23 protein-coding genes are annotated in these 25,461 nt (G+C 65.3%); 1 reads left to right on the forward strand and 22 read right to left on the reverse strand.

Translation table 11 applies throughout. The features are described from left to right. From argJ to ACLIIZ_RS07575, 3 genes are all read right to left on the reverse strand, one after another. Nucleotides 1-1,227 carry a bifunctional glutamate N-acetyltransferase/amino-acid acetyltransferase ArgJ gene (gene argJ / locus ACLIIZ_RS07565; protein ID WP_416691502.1) on the reverse strand — a complete coding sequence of 409 codons (1,227 nt, stop codon included), beginning with the start codon at nt 1,225-1,227 and terminating at the stop codon, nt 1-3. Between the two features lie 62 nt (nt 1,228-1,289). Beyond that, nucleotides 1,290-3,995: a preprotein translocase subunit SecA gene (gene secA, locus ACLIIZ_RS07570; RefSeq protein WP_416691503.1), complete on the reverse strand. Its 2,706-nt coding sequence runs from the start codon at nt 3,993-3,995 to the stop codon at nt 1,290-1,292. A 104-nt stretch (nt 3,996-4,099) separates the two neighbouring features. Beyond that, the gene (locus tag ACLIIZ_RS07575) at nt 4,100-5,023 is read right to left on the reverse strand and encodes a M23 family metallopeptidase (RefSeq protein WP_416691504.1); all 924 of its coding nucleotides are present in this window, start codon (nt 5,021-5,023) and stop codon (nt 4,100-4,102) included. A gap of 10 nt (nt 5,024-5,033) precedes the next feature. Here ACLIIZ_RS07575 and ACLIIZ_RS07580 point away from each other — a divergent pair, with 10 nt between their 5' ends. After that, nucleotides 5,034-5,468 (forward strand): DciA family protein, encoded by a 435-nt coding sequence (locus tag ACLIIZ_RS07580; protein WP_416691505.1) that lies wholly within the window; start codon nt 5,034-5,036, stop codon nt 5,466-5,468. Here ACLIIZ_RS07580 and ACLIIZ_RS07585 read toward each other — a convergent pair. From ACLIIZ_RS07585 to ACLIIZ_RS07675, 19 genes are all read right to left on the reverse strand, one after another. Continuing rightward, nucleotides 5,455-5,643, reverse strand: a complete 189-nt coding sequence (locus ACLIIZ_RS07585) for a hypothetical protein (protein ID WP_374324442.1) — start codon at nt 5,641-5,643, stop codon at nt 5,455-5,457. The two genes, ACLIIZ_RS07580 and ACLIIZ_RS07585, sit on opposite strands and share 14 nt — an antisense overlap. A gap of 7 nt (nt 5,644-5,650) precedes the next feature. Further along, nucleotides 5,651-6,565 (reverse strand): UDP-3-O-acyl-N-acetylglucosamine deacetylase, encoded by a 915-nt coding sequence (lpxC, locus tag ACLIIZ_RS07590; RefSeq protein ID WP_416691506.1) that lies wholly within the window; start codon nt 6,563-6,565, stop codon nt 5,651-5,653. 88 nt (nt 6,566-6,653) lie between these two features. Next, a complete protein-coding gene (gene ftsZ, locus ACLIIZ_RS07595; protein WP_416691507.1) occupies nt 6,654-7,835 on the reverse strand; it encodes a cell division protein FtsZ in 1,182 nt (393 codons plus the stop codon). 35 nt (nt 7,836-7,870) lie between these two features. Continuing rightward, the gene (gene ftsA, locus ACLIIZ_RS07600) at nt 7,871-9,100 is read right to left on the reverse strand and encodes a cell division protein FtsA (protein ID WP_416691508.1); all 1,230 of its coding nucleotides are present in this window, start codon (nt 9,098-9,100) and stop codon (nt 7,871-7,873) included. A 4-nt stretch (nt 9,101-9,104) separates the two neighbouring features. Next, entirely contained in the window at nt 9,105-9,845 is a 741-nt protein-coding gene (locus tag ACLIIZ_RS07605; RefSeq protein WP_416691509.1) for a cell division protein FtsQ/DivIB, read from the reverse strand. An 8-nt stretch (nt 9,846-9,853) separates the two neighbouring features. Continuing rightward, nucleotides 9,854-10,759, reverse strand: coding sequence for a D-alanine--D-alanine ligase (locus ACLIIZ_RS07610; RefSeq protein ID WP_416691510.1), 906 nt, complete (start codon nt 10,757-10,759; stop codon nt 9,854-9,856). Continuing rightward, a complete protein-coding gene (murC, locus tag ACLIIZ_RS07615; RefSeq protein ID WP_416691511.1) occupies nt 10,756-12,147 on the reverse strand; it encodes a UDP-N-acetylmuramate--L-alanine ligase in 1,392 nt (463 codons plus the stop codon). The genes ACLIIZ_RS07610 and murC overlap by 4 nt, the downstream gene beginning before the upstream one ends. Then, nucleotides 12,144-13,202, reverse strand: coding sequence for an undecaprenyldiphospho-muramoylpentapeptide beta-N-acetylglucosaminyltransferase (gene murG / locus ACLIIZ_RS07620; RefSeq protein WP_416691512.1), 1,059 nt, complete (start codon nt 13,200-13,202; stop codon nt 12,144-12,146). Before murG ends, murC begins: the two co-directional genes overlap by 4 nt. Before the next feature lie 192 nt (nt 13,203-13,394). Further along, complete coding sequence (gene ftsW, locus ACLIIZ_RS07625) at nt 13,395-14,555, reverse strand: putative lipid II flippase FtsW (RefSeq protein ID WP_416691648.1); 1,161 nt, start codon at nt 14,553-14,555, stop codon at nt 13,395-13,397. After that, a complete protein-coding gene (gene murD, locus ACLIIZ_RS07630) occupies nt 14,555-15,907 on the reverse strand; it encodes a UDP-N-acetylmuramoyl-L-alanine--D-glutamate ligase (RefSeq protein ID WP_416691513.1) in 1,353 nt (450 codons plus the stop codon). The genes ftsW and murD overlap by 1 nt, the downstream gene beginning before the upstream one ends. Then, a complete protein-coding gene (gene mraY / locus ACLIIZ_RS07635) occupies nt 15,907-17,010 on the reverse strand; it encodes a phospho-N-acetylmuramoyl-pentapeptide-transferase (protein ID WP_416691514.1) in 1,104 nt (367 codons plus the stop codon). Before mraY ends, murD begins: the two co-directional genes overlap by 1 nt. Continuing rightward, the gene (locus ACLIIZ_RS07640) at nt 17,010-18,383 is read right to left on the reverse strand and encodes a UDP-N-acetylmuramoyl-tripeptide--D-alanyl-D-alanine ligase (protein WP_416691515.1); all 1,374 of its coding nucleotides are present in this window, start codon (nt 18,381-18,383) and stop codon (nt 17,010-17,012) included. Before ACLIIZ_RS07640 ends, mraY begins: the two co-directional genes overlap by 1 nt. Beyond that, nucleotides 18,377-19,852 carry a UDP-N-acetylmuramoyl-L-alanyl-D-glutamate--2,6-diaminopimelate ligase gene (locus tag ACLIIZ_RS07645; protein WP_416691516.1) on the reverse strand — a complete coding sequence of 492 codons (1,476 nt, stop codon included), beginning with the start codon at nt 19,850-19,852 and terminating at the stop codon, nt 18,377-18,379. Before ACLIIZ_RS07645 ends, ACLIIZ_RS07640 begins: the two co-directional genes overlap by 7 nt. Next, the gene (locus ACLIIZ_RS07650; protein ID WP_416691517.1) at nt 19,852-21,600 is read right to left on the reverse strand and encodes a peptidoglycan D,D-transpeptidase FtsI family protein; all 1,749 of its coding nucleotides are present in this window, start codon (nt 21,598-21,600) and stop codon (nt 19,852-19,854) included. The genes ACLIIZ_RS07645 and ACLIIZ_RS07650 overlap by 1 nt, the downstream gene beginning before the upstream one ends. Then, entirely contained in the window at nt 21,600-21,860 is a 261-nt protein-coding gene (gene ftsL, locus ACLIIZ_RS07655) for a cell division protein FtsL (protein WP_416691518.1), read from the reverse strand. The genes ACLIIZ_RS07650 and ftsL overlap by 1 nt, the downstream gene beginning before the upstream one ends. Next, on the reverse strand, nt 21,860-22,786 hold the full coding sequence (gene rsmH / locus ACLIIZ_RS07660; RefSeq protein ID WP_416691519.1) for a 16S rRNA (cytosine(1402)-N(4))-methyltransferase RsmH: 927 nt from the start codon (nt 22,784-22,786) through the stop codon (nt 21,860-21,862). Before rsmH ends, ftsL begins: the two co-directional genes overlap by 1 nt. After that, nucleotides 22,783-23,229 carry a division/cell wall cluster transcriptional repressor MraZ gene (gene mraZ / locus ACLIIZ_RS07665; RefSeq protein WP_374324476.1) on the reverse strand — a complete coding sequence of 149 codons (447 nt, stop codon included), beginning with the start codon at nt 23,227-23,229 and terminating at the stop codon, nt 22,783-22,785. The genes rsmH and mraZ overlap by 4 nt, the downstream gene beginning before the upstream one ends. A 322-nt stretch (nt 23,230-23,551) precedes the next feature. Next, nucleotides 23,552-24,283: a DsbC family protein gene (locus ACLIIZ_RS07670; RefSeq protein WP_416691520.1), complete on the reverse strand. Its 732-nt coding sequence runs from the start codon at nt 24,281-24,283 to the stop codon at nt 23,552-23,554. Nucleotides 24,284-24,292: 9 nt separating this feature from the next. Then, nucleotides 24,293-25,456 carry a UbiH/UbiF family hydroxylase gene (locus tag ACLIIZ_RS07675; protein WP_416691521.1) on the reverse strand — a complete coding sequence of 388 codons (1,164 nt, stop codon included), beginning with the start codon at nt 25,454-25,456 and terminating at the stop codon, nt 24,293-24,295. Nucleotides 25,457-25,461 lie beyond the last annotated feature (5 nt).

A 25,461-nucleotide genomic window follows, 5' to 3' on the forward strand; every position in this document is an offset into this window, starting at 1 on the left:
TTACGAGCGGTAGTCGGCGTTGATCTTGACGTAGTCGTACGAGAAGTCGCAGGTGTAGACCTTGGCCGCCGCGTCGCCGCGCCCGAGGGCGACACGCACGGTGATCTCGGCCTGCGCCATCACCCGTGCACCATCGGCTTCCTGGTAGGCGGCGGCACGGCCGCCGTTTTCGGCAACCAGCACGTCGTCCAGCCAGACCTTCACGGCATCGACATCGAGGTCGCTGATACCGGCATAGCCGACGGCGGCGAGGATGCGGCCGAGGTTGGGGTCGGAAGCGAAGAAGGCGGTCTTGACCAGCGGCGAGTGGCCGATGGCGTAGCCGACCTGGCGGCATTCCTCGACCGTTTTTCCTCCCTCGACGGCGACGGTGATGAACTTGGTCGCACCTTCGCCATCGCGGACGATGGCCTGCGCCAGCTCGACCGACACGGCAACGATCGCCGCCCTGACCTCGGCCCAGCCGGCGTCGCTTGCCGCTGCGAAGCTGGCACCCGACTGGCCGGTGGCGATCATCACGTAGGAATCGTTGGTCGAGGTGTCGCCATCGACGGTGATGCAGTTGAACGAAGCGTCGGCCGCTTCCTTGACCAGCTGGTCGAGCAGCGGCTGGGCGATGCCGGCGTCGGTGGCAAGGAAGCCGAGCATGGTCGCCATGTTCGGCCGGATCATGCCGGCGCCCTTGGAAATGCCGGAAATCGTGATTTTCCTGCCATTGACCTCGACCACGCGCGAGGCCGCCTTGGCCACGGTGTCGGTAGTCATGATGCCGTGCGCGGCGGCGTGCCAGTTGTCCGCCTTGAGGTCGGCGAAAACCGCCGGCAGGCCGGCCTTGATGCGCTCGACCGGCAGCGGTTCGAGAATGACGCCGGTGGAGAACGGCAGCACCTGTTCCGCCGCCACGCCGAGCAGTTCGCCGACCGCCTCGCAGGTCTGGCGGGCGGTCTGGCGGCCGGGTTCGCCGGTGCCGGCGTTGGCGATGCCGGTGTTGATCACCAGGGCGCGGATTTCCTGGCCGTTGGCCAGATGCTGGCGGCACAGCTGGACCGGCGCCGCGCAGAAACGGTTCTGGGTGAACACCCCGGCCACCGTGCAGCCAGCGTCGAGGGCGACCAGCGTCAGGTCGCGGCGGTTCTTCTTGCGGATCTCGGCCTCGGCGACGCCGAGACGGACGCCGGCCACGGCGTGAAGTTGATCGGCGGTCGGGGTGGCGTAATTGACGGGCATGGTAAGGGCTCCAACAGCATCAAGGCACCGCGAAGGGTGCCTTGGATCGGGTTACTCGAATTTCAGGACAGCTTGCCGTGACAGTGCTTGTACTTCTTGCCGGAACCGCAGGGGCAGGGGTCGTTGCGCCCGACCTTCGGCCCGTTCTCGACCGGCTGGTTCACCTCGCCGCTCTCGTCGGCGAGGGCCTCGTCGTAACCGGCATGCTGGTACTTGACGTTGCTGACATCGGCATGCGGCGCGGTTTCCTCGACGTCTTCCGGCGAGCGGATCTGCACCGTGAACACGACGCGGGTGACCTGGGTCCGCACCTGGTCGAGCAGGGTCTCGAACAGCTCGAAGGCTTCGCGCTTGTATTCCTGCTTCGGGTTCTTCTGCGCGTAGCCGCGCAGGTGGATGCCCTGGCGCAGGTGGTCGAGCGCCGCCAGATGCTCGCGCCAGAAGGAGTCGAGACTCTGCAGCATGACGTTGCGTTCGAACTGGCGGAAGGTTTCGCCGCCAACCATTTCGACCTTGGCCTGATAGGCCTGGGCCGCGCCTTCAAGGATGCGGGTGAGGATTTCCTCGTCGGTCAGCGTCGGCTCGGCCTTGACCCAGTCGGCGACCGGCGGCGCGATCAGCAGATCGGCCGCGAGTTCCTTCTGCAGCCCGTCCAGGTCCCACTGCTCCTCGACCGATTCGGCCGGCACATGCTTGCGGAAGATGTCGGCGATGACACCGTCGCGCATCGCGGAAATGGTTTCGGCGATATCTTCGGTTTCCAGCAGCTCGTTGCGCTGCTGGTAGATCACCTTGCGCTGGTCGTTGGCGACATCGTCGTATTCGAGCAGTTGCTTGCGGATGTCGAAGTTGCGGGCCTCGACCTTGCGCTGCGCCGATTCCAGCGAACGGGTGACGAGCGGGTGCTCGATCGCCTCGCCTTCCGGCATCTTCAGCTTGTCCATGATGCCGCGCAGGCGCTCGCCGGCGAAGATGCGCAGCAGCGGATCGTCGAGGCAAAGGTAGAAGCGTGACGAACCGGCGTCACCCTGGCGACCGGCACGGCCGCGCAACTGGTTGTCGATGCGGCGCGACTCGTGGCGCTCGGAACCGATGATGTGCAGGCCGCCGGCGGCCAGCACCTGGTCGTGCACCTTCTGCCACTCGGCCTTCATCTCGGCGACCTTGGCCTCGCGGGCTTCCGGCGCCAGCGACTCGTCGCCGCGAACGGCGTCGAGCAGCTTCTCGACGTTGCCGCCGAGCACGATGTCGGTACCGCGACCGGCCATGTTGGTGGCGATCGTGATCATCCCCGGGCGGCCGGCCTGGGCGACGATCTCGGCTTCGCGGGCGTGCTGCTTGGCGTTGAGCACCTGATGTGGCAGCTTTTCCTTGTCGAGCAACGACGACAGCAGTTCCGACGACTCGATCGAGGTGGTACCGACCAGCACCGGCTGACCGCGCTTGGCGCAGTCCTTGATGTCGGCGATGATCGCCGTGTGCTTCTCGTCGGCGGTCTTGTACACCAGGTCGTTCATGTCCTTGCGCACCATCGGCCGATGGGTCGGGATGACGACGGTTTCCAGGCCGTAGATCTGCTGGAACTCGTAGGCTTCGGTGTCGGCGGTGCCGGTCATGCCGGCCAGCTTGCCGTACATGCGGAAGTAGTTCTGGAAGGTGATCGACGCCAGCGTCTGGTTTTCCGACTGGATGGCGACGCCTTCCTTGGCCTCGACCGCCTGGTGCAGGCCGTCCGACCAGCGGCGACCGACCATCAGGCGACCGGTGAATTCGTCGACGATGATGATCTCGCCGTTCTGCACCACGTAGTGCTGGTCCTTGTGGAACAGCGTCAGCGCGCGCAGGGCGGCGTTCAGGTGGTGCATCAGCGTGATGTTGGCGGCGTCGTACAGGCTGCTGCCTTCGGCCAGCATGCCGGCGTCGGCCAGCAGTTGCTCGGCGTGCTCGTAACCGGCTTCGGAGAGATGGACCTGATGGCCCTTCTCGTCGACCCAGTAGTCGCCCTCGGCGTTTTCCTCGGCGGCGCGCGACAGTTGCGGCACGACGCTCTTCATCCGGACGTAGAGGTCGGTATGGTCGTCGGCCTGGCCGGAGATGATCAGCGGCGTACGCGCCTCGTCGATCAGGATCGAGTCCACTTCGTCGACGATGGCGTAGCCCAGGCCGCGCTGCACGCGCTGCCCGGCGCTGTAGACCATGTTGTCGCGCAGGTAGTCGAAACCGAATTCGTTGTTGGTGCCGTAGGTGATGTCGGCGGCGTAGGCGGCCTGCTTGGCCTCGTGGTCCATCTGCGACAGGTTGATGCCGACGGTCAGCCCGAGGAAACGGTGCAGGCGCCCCATCCATTCGGCGTCGCGACTGGCCAGGTAGTCGTTGACCGTGATGACGTGCACGCCCTTGCCGGAAATCGCGTTGAGGTAGGCAGGCAGCGTGGCGACCAGGGTCTTGCCCTCGCCCGTGCGCATTTCGGCGATCTTGCCGTAGTGCAGCACCATGCCGCCGATCAACTGGACATCGAAGTGGCGCATGCCGAGCACCCGCTTGCCGGCCTCGCGGACGACGGCAAAGGCTTCCGGCAACAGATCGTCGAGCGCTTCGCCGGCGCCGTACCGCTGGCGGAACTCCGCCGTCTTTGCCTGCAACTGCGCATCGGACAAGGCCGCGATCTGCGGCTCGAGCGCATTGATGCGCTTGACGGTCTGCGAGTATTGCTTGATCAGCCGGTCATTGCGGCTGCCGAAAATCTTTTTGAGTAGGCCGGATATCATCGCACTGGAATGGATTCTTGCGCCGACAGGCGCAATGGAGCCGGGATTCTAGCATGCCCGCCGGGAGCGACGGGCAGCACAGCATCGTACCGGCAAGATCGGGGTCAGCGCCGCTTCAGGCTGGCAAAATGCTCGCCCCGCTTGAGGAAGCTGGCCGGGTTCTGGGGCACGCCCAGCATGCGCACCTCGAAGTGCAGATGTGGCCCGGAGGAACGCCCGGTACTGCCGACGGCACCGATATTCTCGCCGCGGCGGACGATCTGCGACTCGGTGACCTTGATTTCGGAAAGATGGGCGTAGCGGGACAGCAGGCCCTCGCCGTGGTCGATATCGACCATGTTGCCGAACTCAGGGTGAAAGGAAGCCGCGACGACCACACCATCGGCGGCGGCCAGCACTGGCGTACCGGTCGGCGCGGCGAAATCCAGGCCATCATGGCGCGAACGCAGGCCGCTGAAAGGATCGTTGCGGTAACCGAAACTGGAACCCATCAGCGCATTCCTGACCGGCAGCGTCGTCGGCATCAGCCTTTCCTCGACCCGCTTCTCAAGCAACTTGAACTCCATGAAGCTGAGGTCGTCGGCCTTGCGATCGACTTCCGCGGCCAGGCGCTCGATTTCCTGCTGCAGTTCACCGGCCGACAGGGGCGCCGGGATGAACGGCCCACCCTGCCCCGGCTTGGTTTCGGCGGCTACGGCCGGACTCTTTTTGATCCCGGCGAGATCGGAGACGCGATTACCCAGCGAATCCAGTTGCAGCAGGCGCCCCTGCAGTTCACCGAGGCGGGTGGCCATCATGTTCAGGTTATTGGTGATGTAATTGCGTGTTTCCCGATTTTCCTGCTGCTGGATCGAAACCAGGACCCGCTCGACGATCGGCAGCCGGAAATGCAGCGACATCATCGAGAACAGCACCGACGACGAGAGGACAAGAAGCAGGAAAACAGCCACCGCGGCAAACACGTGACGGGGCATAATGGTGATCGTGCGCGCCGATTTCAGATGGCGCGAAACCAAGATGATCTGCACGTAACCTCCTATGTACAAAGCGCCGCAAGACTACCTCGACGCCGATGCTGCCGCGGGCCGCATCATGGCCCATGCCCGACTGCTGATGAAGCTGTCCAGCCAATTCGACGCGGTCGCCCCCGCCGCCCTGCGCCATGCCGCGCATGTCGCCAACTACAAGTCGGGGAAGCTCGTTATCCACGCCGATAACGGCGCGGTCGCCGCCAAGATCCGCCAGATGCACCGGCGGCTGTGCGACGAGTTATCCAAGAAAGCGCCCGAGTGTAGCGACATCGAGGTAAAAGTTCAACCTCGACAAAATCTCGACCGATCAAGCACTTCCACGATCAAGCCGATTTCCGGCGCGGCGGCGGCGACACTCGCCAGGACGACGGCCGCCCTACCGCCGGGGCCGTTGCGCAGCGCGCTGGACAGCTTGCTGCAGCGCGCTGCTAGACAGGAATGATGGCCAGGCGCTCGACGAACATCAGCGCGAAGACGAGCAAAGCGAACAGGATGCCGTAACGCAGCAGGCGCCAGCTGAAGGCGAGATATTCGCGGCGCCCGGTGAAGGCGTAAAGGACGACGCCGACCCCGACGGCGATGACGAGAACGACTGCCAGCAGGCGCAGCAGCCACATCGCGGTGTCAGGCGGTCTGCGCCAGCCAGCGCGTGACGCCTTGCGGCACGCTCGCCGACTCGGGAAAACTGACCAGTTCCCAGGCTTCCTGCTGCTGCAGGAGGGCGCGCGCCAATTGGTTGTTCAGCGCGTGACCGCCCTTGTGCGATGCATAGGCAGCAAGCAGCGGATGACCAAGCAGGTAGAGGTCGCCGACCGCGTCGAGGATCTTGTGCTTGACGAACTCGTCGCCATAACGCAGTCCGTCCTGATTGAGGACGCGGAATTCGTCGAGGACGATCGCGTTCTCCAGTCCGCCGCCCAGCGCCAGACCGTTCTCGCGCAGGTATTCGACTTCCTGCATGAAACCGAAGGTGCGCGCCCGCGACACTTCGCGGACATAGGAGTGTTCGGCGAAATCGATTTCCGCCTGCTGCGCCGAACGATCGATCGCCGGATGGTGAAAGACGATGGAAAAGCTCAGGCGATAGCCGTCGTAGGGCTCGAAGCGCGCCCACTTGTCGCCGTCGCGGACTTCGATCGGCCGGGTGACGCGGATGAATTTCTTGGCGGCATTCTGTTCCTCGATGCCCGCCGACTGGATCAGGAACACGAAGGGCGCGGCAGAGCCATCGAGGATGGGCACTTCCGGCGCATCGAGGTCGATCCAGGCATTGTCGATGCCGAGGCCGCAGAGCGCCGACATCAGGTGTTCGATGGTGCCGACCTTGACCCCGTCGCGCTCCAGGCAGGAACACATGCGGGTGTCGCCGATCAAGACCGCCTGCGCGGGAATATCGACTGGTTGCGGCAGATCAACGCGACGAAAGACGATGCCGGTGTCCGGTGCGGCCGGGCGCAGGGTCAGATTGACCTTGACACCGCCGTGCAGACCGACGCCCGAGGCATGAATGACCGTCTTCAGCGTGCGTTGCTTTAGCATGTTGGCAAGTGATTGAAATTACTGGGGAAGGCGGCGCATTCTAACACAATGCGCCGCCGCCCTTTTCAGAGAGAGCTTTTGTTACAGGTCAATCCGCCTGCTTGCGCAGGAAAGCCGGAATGTCGTAACGATCGACCCCGCTGTTGGCCAGCGCCTCGACGGTGACGTTGCGCTTCCTGACCACGGCCGGCACATCGGCAATCTGGTTGTAGTCGATCGCCGCGCCGCTGGTGAAGGAAACGGCATCGTGCGTGCCGGTGGCAACCGCCTCGACCATCGGCGTGTTGATCACTTCGAAGCTCTGGCGCTTGGCCGCTGCCTGGCCGAGGCCGGTGGCGACGACGGTGACGCGCAGCGCATCGCCCATCAGTTCATCGTAGACGGCGCCGAAGATGATGTGCGCGTCGTCGGCGGCGAAGGCCTTGACGGTATTCATCACCTCGTTGACTTCCTTCATCTTCAGGTTGCCCTTGGCGGCGGTGATGTTGACCAGCACGCCGCGCGCGCCGGACAGGTTCACGCCTTCGAGGAGCGGCGAGGCAACGGCCTGCTCGGCAGCGATGCGCGCCCGGTCGACACCGGCCGCAGCGGCCGAGCCCATCATGGCGCGGCCCATTTCGCCCATCACCGTGCGCACGTCTTCGAAGTCGACGTTGACCAGGCCCGGGTAGGTAATGATTTCAGCGATGCCACCGACCGCGTTCTTCAGCACGTCATCGGCCGCCTTGAAGCAGTCGTCGACGTCGGCGTCGTCACCCATGACTTCCATCAGCTTGTCGTTGAGGATGACGATCAGCGAATCGACGTGCTTGGAGAACTCGGAAATGCCGGCTTCGGCCGACTTCATCCGCTTGCCGCCTTCGAAGCTGAACGGCTTGGTCACCACGCCGACGGTCAGGATGCCCATTTCACGGGCGATCTCGGCGACCACCGGAGCAGCGCCGGTACCCGTGCCACCGCCCATGCCGGCGGTGATGAAGGCCATGTGGGCGCCGGTCAGCGCTTCGCGAATCTCGTCGCGGTGCGCGTCCGCCGCCGCCTTGCCGGCTTCCGGCTTGGCGCCGGCGCCCAGCCCGGTCTTACCGAGCGACAGCTTGCTCGACGCGGCATTGCGTGCCAGCGCCTGGGCGTCGGTATTGGCGGCGATGAATTCAACGCCGTTCACTCCTTCGCGGATCATGTGCTCGATGGCATTGCCGCCGGCACCGCCCACCCCGAACACCTTGATCACGGTGCCGAGTTCCTCTTCCTTCTCGATGATTTCAAACATGACGACCTCCTCTGAAAAGACTTTTCAACAAACAATCAGAAATTCTTGGAAAACCACTGCTTCATGCTGGAGAAGACATCCTTGATGCCCTGCTTCTCCTGAATCTTCAAACCGCGCTTGCGCTGCGCCTGCGCTTCCAGCAGCAGGCCGAAAGCCGTCGAGAAACGCGGGTTCTGGACGACGTCCGACAGACTCGCCTCGTACTTGGGATTGCCCAGGCGGACCGGCATGTGGAAGATTTCCTCGCCGAGGTCGACCATCCCCGGCATCACGCTGGCGCCGCCGGTGAGGACGATGCCCGACGACAGCACGTCCTCGAAACCGGCACGACGCAGTTCGTGCTGAATCAGCTCGAACAACTCTTCGACCCGCGGCTGGATCACGTCGGCCAGCGCGCGGCGGCTCAGCTTGCGGCTCGGCCGGTCGTCCACCCCGGCGACGTCGAGGTTCTCCGAAATGTCGGCGAGTTGCGCCAGGGCGCAGCCGTACTTGCACTTGATGTCCTCGGCTTCGCGGGTCGGCGTGCGCAGCGCCATGGCGATGTCGTTGGTGATCTGGTCGCCGGCGATCGGGATCACCGAGGTGTGACGGATCGCGCCCTGCGTCCACACGGCGATGTCGGTGGTACCGCCGCCGATGTCGATCAGGCAGACACCGAGATCCTTCTCGTCCTCGGAAAGGACCGCGTAGCTGGAGGCGAGCGGCTGCAGCACCAGGTCATTGACCTCCAGGCCGCAACGGCGCACGCACTTGACGATGTTCTGCGCCGCCGACACGGCACCGGTGACGATGTGCGTCTTCACCTCCAGGCGCATGCCGCTCATGCCGATCGGCTCGCGGATGCCGTCCTGGCCGTCGATGACGAATTCCTGGGTGAGGATGTGCAGGATTTCCTGCTCGGCCGGGATCGGCATCGCCCGCGCCGTCTCGATCACGCGTTCGACGTCGGCCTGCGTCACTTCCTTGTCCTTGATCGCCACCATGCCGTTCGAGTTGAAGCTCTTGATGTGGCTGCCGGCGATCCCGGTGTATACGTGGCTGACCTTGCAGTCGGCCATCAGTTCGACTTCCTGGATGACGCGGCTGATCGTGTGCACCGTCTCCTCGATATTGACCACGACCCCCTTCTTCAGCCCGCGCGAATCCTGCGAGCCCATGCCGATCACGCTCAGCCGTCCCTCGTTGTCGATATCGGCGACCAGCGCGACGATCTTCGACGTTCCGATATCCAGGCCAACCACCAGATCCTTGTTGTCCCTGCTCATAGTCTTACTTTCCCTTCCCATCGCCCGCGACCTTCATCGCGAAACCATTCGGATACCGCAAATCCACGACCGCCGGCAGCACCGGCAAATTCCCGACCATCGTCGGATAAACCTCGACAAACCGCTGCAGGCGCGAGCCCACCGTGAATTTCGGATGCTCGCGCCCGACTTCGATGCGCATCCCGTTGCCCAGGCAGACCTGCCAGGCCAGGCGCGGCGACAGACTGACCTGCACCGGCGTCTCGCCGATCGCCGAAAAACTCTTGCCGAAGCTCACGAATCGCTGCAGGACTTCCTGGGCAGTTCCCGGCGGGCCGACCAGCAAGGGCAAGCGCGCCATCTCGCTTTCCGGCAGCAGGGCGGCGAAGACCTCGCCGTGGCTGTTGACCATTTCCGCGTAGCCCTCGCCCCAGCGCGCCACCGGTTGATGCTCCTCGACCCGCACTTCCAGTCCGGCCGGCCAGATGCGCCTTACGTACGCCTTGCGCACCCAGGGCAGTTGCTCGAGCGCGACGCGCACGGCTTCCAGATCGAGGCTGAAGAAGTTGCCGCGCAGCGCCGACGGCAGCACCTGCTCGATCTCGCCGCGGCGCACATGCGCCAGCGGCTCGACGAAAACGACCTGCTTGACCGGCAAGGACGGCACCCGCACCACCCAGACCGCGCCGGCCGCCAGCAAGGCGGCGGCGCCGACCAGCAGCAGCAGGTCGGCGATCGCGTTGAGGAGTTGCGGTTTGTGCCACATTCATTGTCTCAGTCGTTGGCCGCCAGTTCGAGGACGCGGCGCACCAGCGCGGCGTAGTCCATGCCCGCCGCCCGGGCGCCCATCGGCACCAGCGAGTGGTCGGTCATGCCCGGCGCGGTATTCACTTCCAGGAAATAGTGCTTGCCGTCTTCGTCCATCAGGAAATCGACCCGCCCCCAGCCGCGCCCGTCGAGCATGCGGAAAGCTTCCAGTGCCTCGGCGCGTATCTGCATTTCCTGCGCTTGCGGCAGGCCGCAAGGACACAGGTAGCGGGTGTCGTCACGCTTGTACTTGGCTTCGTAGTCGTACCAGTCAGTCGCTGGCTCGATCTTGATGATCGGCAGCACCTGGTCGCCGACGATGCCGACCGTGTATTCGCCGCCCATGACGCCCTTCTCGGCAATCACCAGCGGGTCGTGGCGGGCCGCCTCGGCATAGGCGGCCTTCAACTCGCCCGGCGCCTTGACCTTGGTCACGCCGATCGACGAACCCTCGCGCGCCGGTTTGACGAACAACGGCAGACCCAGTTCTTCCTCGATTTCGGCGAAATCGGACGCCGCGTTGAGCAGCGCGTATTCCGGGATCGGCAGACCGGCCGCCTGCCACATCAGCTTGGTGCGGAACTTGTCCATGGCCAGCGCCGAAGCGAGGACGCCGGAACCGGTGTAGGGAATGTGCATCACTTCGAGCGCGCCCTGGATCGTCCCGTCCTCGCCGTGCCGGCCGTGCAGCGCGATGAAGGCGCGGTCGTAGCCTTTCAGGGCGTCGAGCGGCTGCTCGGCGGGATCGAAGGCGTAGGCGTCGATGCCCTGACCCTGCAGCGCGGCCAGCACGCGCGAACCGCTGTTCAGGGAAACCTCACGCTCAGCGGAGGTTCCGCCGAAGAGGACTGCAACCTTGCCGAAGTCGCTCATTTGCCTTCCACCAGTTTGCCGGGTACCGCGCCGATCGAACCGGCACCCATGGTCAGAACCACGTCGCCATCTCGGGCGACATCCATGATCGTTTGCGGCATCGCCGCGATCTCTTCGACGAACACCGGCTCGACCTTGCCGGCAACGCGCAGGGCGCGCGCCAGGGTACGGCCGTCGGCGGCGACGATGGGCGCCTCGCCAGCGGCGTAGATTTCGGCCAGACACAGCGCGTCGACCGTCGACAGGACCTTGACGAAGTCCTCGAAGCAGTCGCGGGTGCGCGTGTAGCGGTGCGGCTGGAAGGCCAGCAGCAGGCGACGACCGGGGAAAGCACCGCGGGCGGCGGCAAGCGTCGCCGCCATCTCGACCGGGTGATGCCCGTAGTCGTCGACCAGCGTGAAGCTGCCGCCGGCCGGCAGGGCGACTTCGCCGTAGCGCTGAAAGCGCCGGCCGACGCCCTTGAATTCGGCGAGCGCCTTGACGATCGCCGCGTCGCTGACGCCGACTTCGGTGGCGACGGCGATCGCCGCCAGCGCATTGAGCACGTTGTGCATGCCCGGCGTGTTGAGCGTGATCTCCAGACGCGACTCCGAACCGTTCACGCGGACACAGGTAAACCGCATCTGCGCCCCGTCGGCAACGACATTCTCGGCGCGGATGTTGGCATCCGGCGACAGGCCGTAGCTGACGATCTGCTTGCTCACCTGCGACATGATCGCCCGCACATTGGCGTCGTCCGCGCAAAGCACGGCGACGCCGTAGAACGGCAGGCGGTTGAGGAAATCGACAAAGGCGCCCTTGAGCCGCTCGAAGTCGTGGCCGTAGGTTTCCATGTGGTCGGCGTCGATGTTTGTGACCACCGAAATCACCGGCGACAGGAAGAGGAAGGAAGCGTCGGATTCATCGGCCTCGGCCACCAGGAAATCACCGCTGCCCAGCCGCGCGTTGGCGCCGGCGGCATTCAGGCGACCACCGATGACGAAGGTCGGGTCGATGCCGCCTTCGGCCAGGATGCTGGTCACCAGGCTGGTCGTCGTCGTCTTGCCGTGCGTGCCGGCGATGGCGATGCCACGCTTCAGGCGCATCAGCTCGGCCAGCATCTGCGCCCGCGGCACCACCGGGATGCGCTTGTCGCGGGCGGCGACGACTTCCGGGTTGTCTTCCTTGACTGCCGTCGACACGACTACCGCGTCGGCCCCGGCGATGTTGTCCGCGGCATGGCCGATAGTCACCCGCACGCCCTCACCTTCCAGACGGCGCGTCGTCGCGCTGGCGGCAATGTCGGAACCGCTGACCGTATAGTCGAGGTGGGCGAGCACTTCGGCGATGCCGCTCATGCCCGAGCCGCCGACGCCGACGAAGTGGATGTGTTTGACCTTGTGTCTCATTTGGCTGCTTCGATACAAAGATTGACCACGTCCAGCGTGGCGTCCGGCTTGGCCAGGCTGCGGGCCTTCTCGGCCATTTCCAGCAACTGACTGCGCGAATAATTGCGGATCAACGCCACCGCGTCCGGCGTCAGATCGCGCTGCGGCAACAGGAAGGCGCCGCCGACATTGACCAGGAAACGGGCATTGGCGGTCTGATGATCGTCCACCGCATGCGGGAAGGGCACCAGGATGCTGGCCACGCCGACCGCCGCCAGTTCAGCGATGGTCAGCGCGCCGGCGCGGCAGATCACCAGATCGGCCCACTCGTAGGCACCTGCCATGTCCTCGATGAAAGGTACGCAGTGCGCCTGCACGCCGACCGCCGCGTAGGCCGCCTTCAGGGCATCGATGTGCTTCTCGCCGGCCTGATGGACGATCTGCGGCTGCTGTTCGGCGGTAAGCCGCGACAGGCCTTGCGGCACTGTCTCGTTGAGCGCCTGGGCGCCCAGGCTGCCGCCGATCACCAGGAGGCGCAAGGCCCCGTCGCGACCGGCGAAGCGCTCGGCCGGCGGCGCCACGGCGGCGATTTCCGGACGCACCGGATTGCCCAGCCAGACGCCTTTCTTCAGCACCTCCGGGAAGCCGCTGGCGATGCGATCGGCAACGCCGGCCAGCACCCGGTTGGCCAGTCCGGCGACCGAATTCTGTTCGTGCAGTACCAGCGGCACGCCGCTCAGCGCCGCCATCATGCCGGCCGGGAAAGTGATGTAACCGCCCATGCCGAGCACCACGTTCGGCTTGACCTGGCGGATCGCCTTGAGGCCCTGCCAGAAACCGCGCAGGAGATTCACCGGCAGCAACAGCTTGCGCGCCAGCCCCTTGCCGCGCAGCGCGGAAAAATCGAGCCACACCATCTCGAAGCCGTGCTGCGGCACCAGTCGTGCTTCCATGCCCTGCGGGTTGCCCAGCCAGACCACGCGCCAGCCGGCGTCACGCATCTTGTGGGCGACAGCCAGGGCGGGAAAAATATGGCCGCCGGTACCGCCGGCCATGATGAGGATGGTTTTAGACATGGCACCCCCCTTCGCATTTGGCGCCTGCGGTTTGCCACAGCCTGTTTTGTCTCCGGCCGCGCTGCGCGCTTAACTTGCTGCGCAAGTTAGCCTGCGACGAAATCGCCAAGCACGGATTTTGGCTACGGCCGGGCTGCGCCCTTAACGTGCTGCGCACGTTAGCCTTCGCCGAAACAGGCAACGCGAACGTGGTCATAGTTTTCCACCTCTCATGAGTTGCCTGTTTTCCCAGTCAACCCGAAGCAGGATCGCCAATGCCACGCAGTTGGCGAGGATGCCCGAACCGCCGAAGCTCATCAGCGGCAGGGTCAGGCCCTTGGTCGGCAAGAGGCCGACGTTGACGCCCATGTTGATGAAGGACTGGACGCCCAGCCAGATGCCGATGCCCATCGCCACCAGCGCCGGGTAGAGACGGTCGAGCTGCACACACTGGCGGCCGATGGCGAAAGCGCGCTGGACCAGCACGGCGAACAGGGCAATCACGGTCAGGACGCCGACGAAGCCAAGTTCTTCGGCAATCACCGCGAGCAGGAAATCCGTGTGCGCTTCCGGCAGGTAGAACAGCTTCTCGACACTGGCGCCGAGACCGACGCCGAACAGTTCGCCACGGCCGAAGGCGATCAGCGAGTGCGACAGCTGATAGCCGCGGCCGAAGGCATCGGACCACGGGTCCATGAAGCCGAAGATGCGGTCGCGCCGGTAGGGCGAGACGATGATCATGATCGCGAAGGCGATCAGCAGGCCGACGATCAGCAGCACGAACATGCGCGCCTTCAAACCGCCGAGGAAGAGGATGCCCATGGCGATCGAGATGATGACGACGAAGGCGCCGAAATCCGGCTCCTTGAGCAGCAGGATGCCGACCAGCGCCATCGCCCCGAACATCGGCAGGAAGGCCTGCTTCAGGTCGTGCATGACGTTGATCTTGCGCATCGTGTAGTCGGCGGCGTAGAGGACGGCGAACAGCTTCATCAGCTCCGACGGCTGCAGGTTGGCGAAGCCGAGCGGCAGCCAGCGGCGGGCGCCATTGACGTCGCGGCCGATGCCGGGAATGAGGACGATCGCCAGCAGGACGACGCCGACCAGGAAAAGGACGGGCGCATACTTCTGCCAGGCGGTCAACGGCAACTGGAAAGCGACCGCGGCGGCAACCAGGCCGATGCACAGGAAGATCGCATGGCGGATCAGGTAGTAGGCCGGCTGGTGGTTGGTGAAACGGCCGGCCTCGGCGGTGGCGATCGATGCCGAATAGACCATCACCAGGCCGCCGAGCAGGAGCAGCAGCGCCGACCAGAGCAGGGCGTGGTCAATCTCCGCCATTTGCTGGCGCGGCGAGTTGAGCGCGGAGAGCATCACGGCTGCAAGCCTCCGACGGCGTCGATGAAGGCCTGCGCCCGGTGCGCGTAGTTGCGGTACATGTCGAGGCTGGCGCAGGCCGGCGACAGCAGCACGCAGTCGCCCGGCTCGGCGCGGGCGGCCAGCCAGCGCACGGCGGCGTCCATGTCGCCGACGATGACAGTCGGCACGCCGCAGCCTTCGATCGCCATGCCGATCGCCGCTGCGTCGCGGCCGATCAGCGCCACCGCGCGGCCATGCGCGGCAAGCGCCGCCTTCAGCGGCGAAAAGTCCTGGCCCTTGCCGTCGCCGCCGAGGACGATGGCGACCTTGCGCCCCATGCCCTCGATCGCTGCCAGCGTGGCGCCGACGTTGGTGCCCTTGGAATCGTCGACATAGAGCACGCCGCCGATCTCGGCTACCGTCTCGACGCGGTGCGGCAAGCCGCGGAATGCCATCAAGGGTTCGAGCAGGCGTTGCGGCGCGACACCGACCGCCTCGCCCAGCGCCAGCGCCGCCATTGCGTTGGCGACGTTGTGCAGGCCGGAAAGCTGCAGGTCGGCAGCGGCGACCAGTGCTTCCTTGCCGCGCACGATGGCGCCGTCGACATAGCCGTAATCGACCGCGCGCGGTGCCGGCGACAGGCCGAAAGTGACCATCTTGCGCCCGCAGCGGCCGTTGGCCATCGACCAATCGTCGTCGCGGTTGAGGATCATCGTTCCCTTGCCCTGGAAAACGCGCGACTTGGCGGCGGCGTAATTGGCCAGACTACCGTCGTAGCGGTCGAGGTGATCCTCGGAGATATTGAGCACGGTCGCCGCCGCGGCGTTCAGGTGATGCGTCGTTTCGAGCTGGAAGCTCGACAGCTCGACGACCCAGACCGCCGGCAGCGTCCCGGCGTCCTGCGCATCCATCAGCGCGTCGAGTGCCGACGGCGAGATGTTGCCGCAGGCAATCGCCGGCACACCGGCGCCGTTGAGCAGGTGGGCGGTCAGCGCGGTGGTCGTGGTCTTGCCGTTGCTGCCGGTGATGGCGACAATCCGCGAGTCGGGCACCTGTTCGCGCACGCCAGCGGCGAACAGTTCGATCTCCGAAATCAGCGGCAGGCCGCAAGCAGCGATGGCCGGCGTCGCCTTGGCGACGCCCGGCGACAGGGCGACCACTTCGCAGCCGGCGAAGGTGGTGGCGGAAAAGGCCCCGGCGAGCAGTTCAGCACCCGGCGCGACGGTTTGCAGTGCGTCTACGTTGGGCGGATTGTCGCGCGAGTCGGCGACGCGCACAAACGCGCCCTGGCGATGCAGCCACTTGGCCATCGCCAGTCCGGACTCGCCGAGTCCGATCACCAGAACGCGTTTGCCCTTGAGTTCCATCAGCGCAGCTTCAAGGTTGCCAGCCCGATCAGGACCAGCATGATGGTGATGATCCAGAAGCGGACGACAACCTGCGTCTCCTTCCAGCCCGTTTGTTCGAAATGGTGGTGCAGCGGCGCCATGCGCAGGATGCGCCGACCCTCGCCGTATTTCTTCTTGGTGTACTTGAACCACGACACCTGCAGCATCACCGACAGCGTCTCGACGACGAAAACGCCGCCCATGATGAAGAGGACGATTTCCTGACGGACGATGACGGCGACCGTGCCCAGCGCGGCACCGAGCGCCAGCGCGCCGACGTCGCCCATGAAGACTTCGGCCGGATAGGCGTTGAACCACAGGAAGCCGAGCCCGGCGCCGGCAATCGCGCCGAGCAGGATGCACAATTCGCCGGCCCCCGGCACATAGGGAATCAGCAGGTACTTGGCGTATACCGCGTTACCGGTGACGTAGGCGAAGATGGCGAAGGCCGAGGCGACCATCACCGTCGGCATGATCGCCAGACCGTCGAGGCCGTCGGTCAGGTTGACCGCGTTGCTGGTGCCGACGATGACGAAATAAGTGAGGACGATGAAACCGACGATGCCCAGCGGATAGGCGACGCTCTTGAAGAACGGAACGATCAGTTCGGTCTGCGCCGTCGACGTCGCCGAGAAGGCGAGGAAGAGCGCCGCACCGGCGCCGAGCACCGACTGCCAGAAGAACTTCCAGCGGCTGGCCAGCCCGTTCGGGTCACGATAGACGACTTTTTTCCAGTCGTCGTACCAGCCGATGATGCCGAAGCCGAGGGTGACGACGAGCACCGTCCACACGTACTTGTTGGACAGATCGCCCCAGAGCAGCGTCGTGACGCCGATCGCGATCAGGATCAGCACGCCGCCCATGGTCGGCGTTCCCGACTTGACCAGGTGCGTCTGCGGACCGTCGGTGCGCACCGCCTGGCCGATCTTCTTGGCCGCCAGCCAGCGGATGACGCCGGGGCCGGCGATGAAGGAAATGACCAGCGCGGTCATCATCGCCAGCACGGTACGCAGCGTGATGTAGTTGAAGACATTGAAAAAGCGAATGTCCTGCGCCAGCCATTGGGCAAGTTCCAGAAGCATCAGTGGTTCCCCCCGGTAGCGGCGGTGGCGGCCAGTGCATCGGCCACCCTTTCCATTTTCATGAAGCGCGAGCCCTTGATCAGCACCGTGGTGTCCGGACCCAGTTCCTTGTCGACGGCCGCCAGCAGCTTGTCGATATGGCAGAAGTGACGGGCACCTTCGCCGAAGTTGCGCACCGCCTGCTGGCTGGCCTCGCCCAGCGCGTACAGGCGATCGATGCCCTGGCTCTTGGCGTAGCCGCCGATCTCGTCGTGGTATTGGCCGCTGGCCTCGCCGATTTCGCCCATGTCGCCAAGCACCAGCAACTTGCGGCCGATGGTGGCAGCGAGCACATCGATGCCGGCGCGCACCGAATCCGGATTGGCGTTGTAGGTGTCGTCGAGGATTTCCGCGCCCTTGCGGCCAGCGCGCCGTTGCAGCCGCCCCTTGACGCCGGCAAAGCTGGACAGGCCCTCGGCCACCGCGGCCAGCGGCACGCCGGCAGCCAGGCAGGCGGCAGCCGCGGCCACCGCATTGCGCGCGTTGTGACGACCGGGAATCGCCAGCGTGAACTGGATCGCGCCTTCGGCCGCGGTCAGGGCGAGGGAAATTTCCAGGCCGTGCTGGTACACGTTACCGTGCACGTCGGCCGGATGGTCGATGGCGAAACTGCGCACGCGGCGGCCGCCGGCCATCTCACGCCACAGCGCGGCGTAGCCGTCGTCGGCGTTGATCACGGCGATGCCGTCGGCGGGCAGACCGGCGAAGATGCTGCCTTTCTCACGCGCCACTTCGTCGAGGTCGCCCATGCCCTCGAGATGGGCGCGCTGGGCGTTGGTGACCAGCGCCACGCTGGGCGCGCCGATGCCGACCAGGTAGCCGATTTCGCCGGGCCGGTTCATGCCCATCTCGATCACCGCCGCGCGGTGCCCGGCATTGAGGCCGAGCAAGGTCAGCGGCAGGCCGATGTCGTTGTTGAAGTTGCCGCGCGTCGCCAGCACCGCGTCGCCGAAGGCGGCGGCGAGGATGGCGGCGATCATTTCCTTGGTCGTCGTCTTGCCGTTGGAACCGGTGACGGCGATCACCGGCAGCGTGAATTCGGCCCGCCAGGCCTGCGCCAGACGACCCAGCGCGAGCCGCGTGTCGGCGACGACGATGGCCGGCATCCCGGCCGGCAGGCGGCTCTCGTCAGCCACCAGCAGCGCTGCGGCGCCGGCGGCAACGGCGGCGTCGAGGAAATCGTGGGCATCGAAGCGCTCGCCGCGCAAGGCAACGAAAAGCTGGCCGGCGGCAACCGCCCGGGTATCGGTGGACACACCGCGCACAGCGACGTCGGCGCCGCACAGGCGACCGTCGACGGCTGCGGCGACACGGGACAAGGACCAGTTCAGCATGCTTCCTCCTGCGGGGCAGAGCGTCCGGCCAGCGCCGCACGGGCCTGGGCCAGATCGGAAAACGGCAGGCGTTGGCCGGCGATTTCCTGATAGTTTTCGTGTCCCTTGCCGGCCAGCAGCACGACGTCGGCGACATCGGCGACGCTCACGGCGCGACGGATCGCCGTCGCCCGGTCGGCTTCGATTTCCGGTCTTTCCATGCCGCCGACGATGTCGGCGATGATCGCCGCCGGCGCCTCGCGGCGCGGGTTGTCGCTGGTGACGATGACGCGATCGGCACCGGCTTCGGCCACCGCGCCCATCTGCGGACGCTTGCCCGGATCGCGGTCGCCGCCGCAACCGAAGACGACGACCAGGCGGCCACCGCGCGCATCGGCCACCGGGCGCAACGCGGCCAGGGCGTTGTGCAGGGCATCCGGGGTGTGGGCGTAATCGACAACGACCAGCGGCTCGCCGCTGCCACCCAGACGCTCCATCCGCCCCGGTGGCGGCTGCAACTCGGAGAGACGGCGGCCGACCTCGGCCGGCATCACGCCAGCGTCGTGCAACACGGCGGCGACGGCCAGCAGGTTGGAGACGTTGTAGGCGCCGACCAGCGCCGTGTCGACCTGGGTCCGCCCATTCGGCAGGACGAGGTCGAAGCGCTGACCGCAAGGCGTGTCGACGCGGTTCTCGGCGCGCACCAGCGCCGGGAAATCACGCCGCGGCGGCTGCGCTGAATAGCCGATGACGCGCATCGCCGTCGTCTCGCGCATCAGGTGGATGCCGAATTCGTCGTCGAGGTTGATCACCGCGGTACGCAGGCGCGGCCAGAGGAAGAGCTTTTCCTTGGCGGCGGCGTAGGCGGCCATGTCGCCGTGGTAGTCGAGGTGATCGCGGGTCAGGTTGGTGAACACCGCGACATCGACGCGGGCGCCATTCATCCGCCCTTCCTCGATGCCGATCGAGCTGGCTTCGAGGGCACAGGCGGCCGCCTTGCGGGCACGGAAGTCGGCCAGGTAACGCATCAGCGTCGTCGCCTCGGGCGTCGTGAAGCCGGTTTCCTCCAGTTGCTCGGGAAAGCCGGCACCGAGCGTGCCGATGATGGCGCAGAGGCGGGGGTAGGCGTGGGCGATGCACTGGCTGATCGTCGTCTTGCCGTTGGTGCCGGTGATGGCGATCAGCGACAGCCCCTCGCTCGGATGACCGTACACGGCATGCGCCAGCGGACCAGCCAGCTCGCGCAGCGCGCCGACTTCCAGTTGCGGCACCGACCACGCTGCGTTCCACGCGAAGTCGCCGCCAGCCTGCCAGAGGACGGCGACGGCGCCGCGCGCCAGGGCATCCGGGATGAAACGCCGACCGTCGGCGAGATCGCCAGGATAGGCCAGGAAAAGATCGCCCGGGCGCACCTGGCGGCTGTCGTCGGCAACGCCGCTCGGCGTCACGCCGAGGCTTTCCAGTTGATCGAGCAGGGCGCGCGGGCTCATCACAGGCGTCCCTTTCCGTCATTCGTGGTAGCCACCTGCAATGGCGCATCCGGCGGCACGCCGAGCGTGCGCAGGGCACCGGCCATTACCTGCGCAAACGCCGGGCCGGCAATCTGGCCGCCGTAATACTGTTTGCCGCTCGGCTCGTCGATCATCACGGCGACGATCAGCCGGGGATCAGAGATCGGCCCGATGCCGACGAAGGAGGCGATGTACTTGTTGGCGTACACGCCACCTTCCAGTTTGTGCGCGGTGCCGGTCTTGCCGCCGACCCGGTAACCCGGCACCGCCGCCTTCGGCGCGGTGCCGCCGGGCTGCACGACCAGTTCGAGCATGGCCCGCATTTCGCGCGCCGTCTGCGCCGAGAACACCGGCGTACCGCGCACCACCGGCGCATCGACGCGCAGCAGCGACACCGGCACCAGATCGCCGTCGCGGGCGAATACCGAGTAGGCTCGTGCGAGCTGGATCAGGCTGAGCGAAATGCCGTGCCCGTAGGACATCGTCGCCTGCTCGATCGGCCGCCAGTTCTTCCACGGCCGCACCCGACCGGCGGCTTCACCCGGGAAACCGAGCGCCGGCTGGCGGCCGAGGCCGAGGCTGTCGAACATTTCCCACATCGACTCACGCGGCAGGCTGAGGGCGATCTTGGTGGTGCCGACGTTCGACGACTTCTGGATCACCTGGGCGACGGTCAGTTCGCCGTTGGCGTGGGTATCGCTGATCACCGAGCGGCCGACGGTGATCCGTCCCGACCCGCAGTCGATCAGCGAATCGTAGCGGTACTTGCCCTGTTCCAGACCAAGCGCGACGGTGAATGGCTTCAGCGTCGAGCCGGGCTCGAAGGTGTCGGTGACCGCGCGGTTGCGCAACTGCTCGCCGGACAGCTTGGCGCGATTGTTCGGGTTGTAGGTCGGCCAGTTGGCGAGCGCCAGCACTTCGCCGGTACGCGTATCGAGAACGATGATGCCGCCGCCCTTGGCTTCATGCTCGGCCACCGTCGCCTTGAGGTGGCTGTAGGCGAGGTACTGGATCTTGGCATCAATGGCCAGCGCGATGTCGCTGCCATCGCGCGGCGGCCGGGTGGCGCCGACATCCTCGATGATGTTGCCGCGGCGGTCGCGGATCACCGTACGCGCCCCGGGATGACCGCGCAGCGACTGCTGGAAGGCCAGCTCGACGCCTTCCAGGCCCTTGTCGTCGACGCCGGTGAAACCGACCAGATGCGCGGTCATCTCGCCCGACGGATAGTAGCGGCGGTATTCCTTTTCCTGGTGCACGCCCGGCAGCTTGAGCGCCCGCACCTGCTCCGCCACCTGCGGCGGCACCTGGCGCTGCAGGAAGACGAAGGTTTTTTCCGAGGCCAGGCGGGCGTCGAGTTCGCGCGGTTTGAGTTCGACCAACGCGGCCAGTTGGCGCTTCTGTTCCGCGTTCATGCTCCGGGCGTCGGCCGGGATCGCCCAGATCGAGCGCATCGGCGTGGATACCGCGAGCATGTCGCCGTGGCGGTCGGTCACCTTGCCGCGCGAGGCGGAAATCTCGATATCGCGCAAATAGCGCGAATCGCCTTTTTCCTGGAGAAAGTCGTTGTTGATCACCTGCAGGTAAAAGGCGCGCAGCAGCAGCAGCAGGAAAGCCACCATCAGGAGCAGGCCGACCATGCGCGAACGCCAGCCCTGCAGCGCCAGTTGCAGCAGCGGACTCTCGGTATAGCGGTGACCGCGTTGCGGCCGACGACGGACGACCATCAGCGCCCCCCCGCCGGTGCCGCCGCCACCGGCGGCAATACCATGTGCAGACGCTCACGCGCCGTCTTCTCGATGCGCGGATGGGTCGCCCAGGTGGACATCTCGATCTGCAACTGACCGAACTCGATGTCGAGTTGGCGCACTTTTTCCTGTTCCGCTTCCAGCGCCTGGAACAGCTTGCGTCCGCGGTGCTGGGCGGTGACCACGGCGAGTGCACAGACGACGACGATGAAGAGCAGGACGAGATTGACGCGGAACATCACAGCTTCTCCGCCACCCGCATCACCGCGCTGCGCGCACGCGGATTGGCCGCGACTTCGGCAACCGAGGGTTTGACCGCCTTGCCGATCAGACGCATCTTCGGCGGCGGCAGCTGGTCAGCGCGCAGCGGCAGGCCCTTGGGCAAGGCATCGGCAGTCGATTGGGCGCGCATGAAGTTCTTGACGATACGATCTTCCAGCGAATGGAAGGCGATGACCACCAGCCGACCACCCGGTTTCAGCAGATCGAAGGCCTGCGGCAAGGCTACCTCCAGCTGGCGGAGCTCTTGATTGATATGAATCCGTAGAGCTTGAAAGCTGCGCGTCGCCGGGTCCTGCCCTGGCTCACGGGTGCGCACGGCCTCGCGTACGAGGGCAGCGAACTGGCCTGTCGTGACAATGGGCTGTTCGACCCGAGCAGACACAACCTTCTTTGCAACCTGGAAAGCAAACCGTTCTTCGCCATAATCCCTGATAACCTCCGTTATTTCTTTCAATTCGGCCCTAGCCAGCCACTCCGCCGCCGTTTCGCCACGCGTCGTATCCATCCGCATGTCGAGCGGCGCATCCTGGCGGAAGCTGAAGCCGCGCTCCCCATCGTCGATTTGCGGCGACGACACCCCTACATCAAACAACACCCCATCCACCGCCGCCACGCCGGCCTCCGCAGCCGCTTCGGCCAGTTCGCCGAAAGCGCGGTGCACCAGCCGGAAACGCGGGTCGGCAATCGCCGAGCCGGCCTGGATCGCCTGCGGGTCACGATCGAGCGCGACCAGGTGGCCGTTCCCCCCCAGCGCTTCAAGAATGCGGCGACTGTGGCCACCACGACCGAAGGTCGCGTCCACGTACACGCCGTCTTTCTTGATTGCCAGGGAATTCACCGCCTCTTCGAGCAGCACCGTGACATGGGCGCCGCCGGAACTCACAGGACAAGGTCCCCCAGTCCCGCCGGCAGATCGCCGGTCAGCGCCTCGGCCGCCAGATCGTTCTGTTGCTGCCAGCCGGCTTCGCTCCAGATTTCGAAATGACTGCCCATGCCAACCAGGTACACCGTCTTTTCCAGTTGCGCGTAGGTGCGCAACTCGGGTGCGACCAGCAGGCGCCCGGCGCTGTCGGGCTCCTCGGTCCGCGCATTGCCGACCATTACCCGCTTGATTGCGGCCGCCCGTGGATCAAGGCTGGACGCCTTGAGGATCTGGTCGCGGATCGGCTGCCAGGCCGGTGCCGGATAAAGCAGCAGGCAACGATGCGGGTGCGCGGTCAGGACCAGCGACCCGGCGCCGGCCGCGAGCAGGGCGTCACGATGCCTTGCCGGAATGGCAAGCCGCCCTTTCGCATCCAGACTGAGCGCCGTAGCCCCCTCGAACATCCCCGTTTACCCACTTTTCAACACGTTTTCCCACTTTAGAGCATGCACTGATGGGCGTCAATAGAAAAACGGGGAATTTTTTCTTACGCAACAATGACTTACCGGGATTTTTGAAGACAAAATGCTGGGCAAAAAAGACTTAAAAATCAATGCACGAAAAACGTTAGTTAAAGTTAAACATTAGGAGTTTGCCCGGCAAGCCCAAGCCATCACGATGACATTTCCTGTGCGGCAAAAGCGGCATGAAAAAACGGCACATCGCTCCCCATCAGGGAACCATGTGCCGCCTGTGGCGCCCGTCGCCGAGGGCGCGTAAATGCCTTTACTTCTGCTGGCTCAAACGCTGCTCGAGCACGTTGAGCGGCACCGCGCCGGGCACCCTTTCGCCGTCGGCGAAGATGATGGTCGGCGTACCGGTGATATTTAGACGGCGACCGAACTCCAGGTTCCTCTTGATCGCCGTGGTATCGCAGTTATCCCGACCGCCCGGCGTCTTGCCGTCAATGATCCAGTCGTTCCAGACCTTGGCGCGGTCAGCCGAGCACCAGATCTGACGCGATTTCTTCAGCGAGTCCTCGGACAGGATGGGATAGAGGAAGGTATAGACGGTGACGTTTTCCAGCTTCTGCATGTCCTTGGCCAGACGCTTGCAATAGCCGCAATTGGGATCTTCGAAGGTCGCCAGCACCCGCTTGCCGTCGCCGCGCACCTGCTTGATCGCGCGATCGAGTGGCAGGTCGCTGAACTTGATCGCCGTCAGCTTGCGCAGACGCTCCTCGGTAATGTTGCGGTTGGTCTTCAGGTCAACCAGGTTGAGCGCATGCTGGGAACGGATCAGGTCGCCGCCGATCAGGATCGCCGTGACTTTCTCGTCGGTGTAGAAAAGATTGCCGTCGGCGTAAATTTCGTACAGCCCGAAATAACCGGCCTTGGTCACGCTTTCGACCTTGACCCCGAGCCGGGACTCGATGGCTTTCTGGATTTCGGCTTCATTCGCCGAACAGGCCGTCGAGATCAGCAAAAACAATACGGTGGACCAGGCCTTCAGCAACATCAAACTCTCCTAGAAGCCCCCAAGGGCGTAACGAACGAGGACACTCTTTGCGACCGGCAAACGGTTCGTAAAGTTCAGCCCCAGGTTGCGCAAGGGCCGCAACAGCGGCGATGGCGCGGCAAAAAGACGACGCAGCGCATCGGTGGTCGTCTGCATCAAGGTGATTTCCTCACGCCGCGCCCGCTGATAGCCCTGCAGGAAGCGCAGATCACCGATGTCTTCCCAGGCCTTGCTGGCCAGCAACCGATCGGCGAGCGCCTGCGCATCCTGGAAGCCCAGGTTGATACCGTGCCCCGACAGCGGATGGATGCCGTGACCGGCATCGCCAACCAGCGCCAGGCGCCGGGCGACTATTTCCGGTACCCGCATCAGGCGCAGCGGGAAAGCCTGCGCCGGGGTCAGCAGATCAAGCTTGCCGAGAACGCCGCGGCCGGCCAGCTCGACGCGCTCGCAGAGCGCTTCGGGCGACAGCTGGCAGAGTTCGTCGGCCAGCGCATCCGGCGCCGACCAGACGATCGACATGCGCTGCCCGGGCAAGGGCAGGTAAGCCAGCACCCCGTCATCGCCGAACCACTGCCAGGCGATGTTGCGGTGCGGCCGATCGGTCGCGAAGTTGGCAACGACGCCCTTCTCGCCGTAGTGCCGGTTGTGCGCCGGCAATCCGGCCGCTTCGCGAACCCAGGAATCGCGCCCGTCGGCGCCGACCAGCAGTGCCGCCGACAGGGTTTCGCCATCAGCCAGTCGCAACACCGCGACCTCATCGCGAAATTCCAGCGCCGCAGGTTTCTGCCCGATGAATAGCGCCAGGTTGGACTGACGCTTCAGGCCTTCCCACAACTCGCAAGCGACCAGCGACGATTCGAGAATGCACCCGAGATCGGCAACCCCCGTCTCATACGCGGAAAATTCAAGCGCCCCGCCGGCATCGCCAAACACCTTCATCGCCGCAATCGGCGCGATGCGCTGCCGATCGAGATGGCGCCAGGCGCCGATCGCATCGAGGAAGGCGACGTTGGCCGGACTGACCGCGTAGATGCGTGCATCCCAGCCATCTGGACGACGCGGCGGCTGCGCCTCGACCAGGGCGACGCGCAGCGCACTGTCGCGCAGGGCGAGCGCCAGACTGGCGCCGGCCAGACCGCCGCCGACAATGATCAGATCAAAATGCTGCATGCCTG

Source organism: Azonexus caeni, from assembly GCF_048146105.1.
Lineage (GTDB): Bacteria > Pseudomonadota > Gammaproteobacteria > Burkholderiales > Rhodocyclaceae > Azonexus > Azonexus aromaticus_B.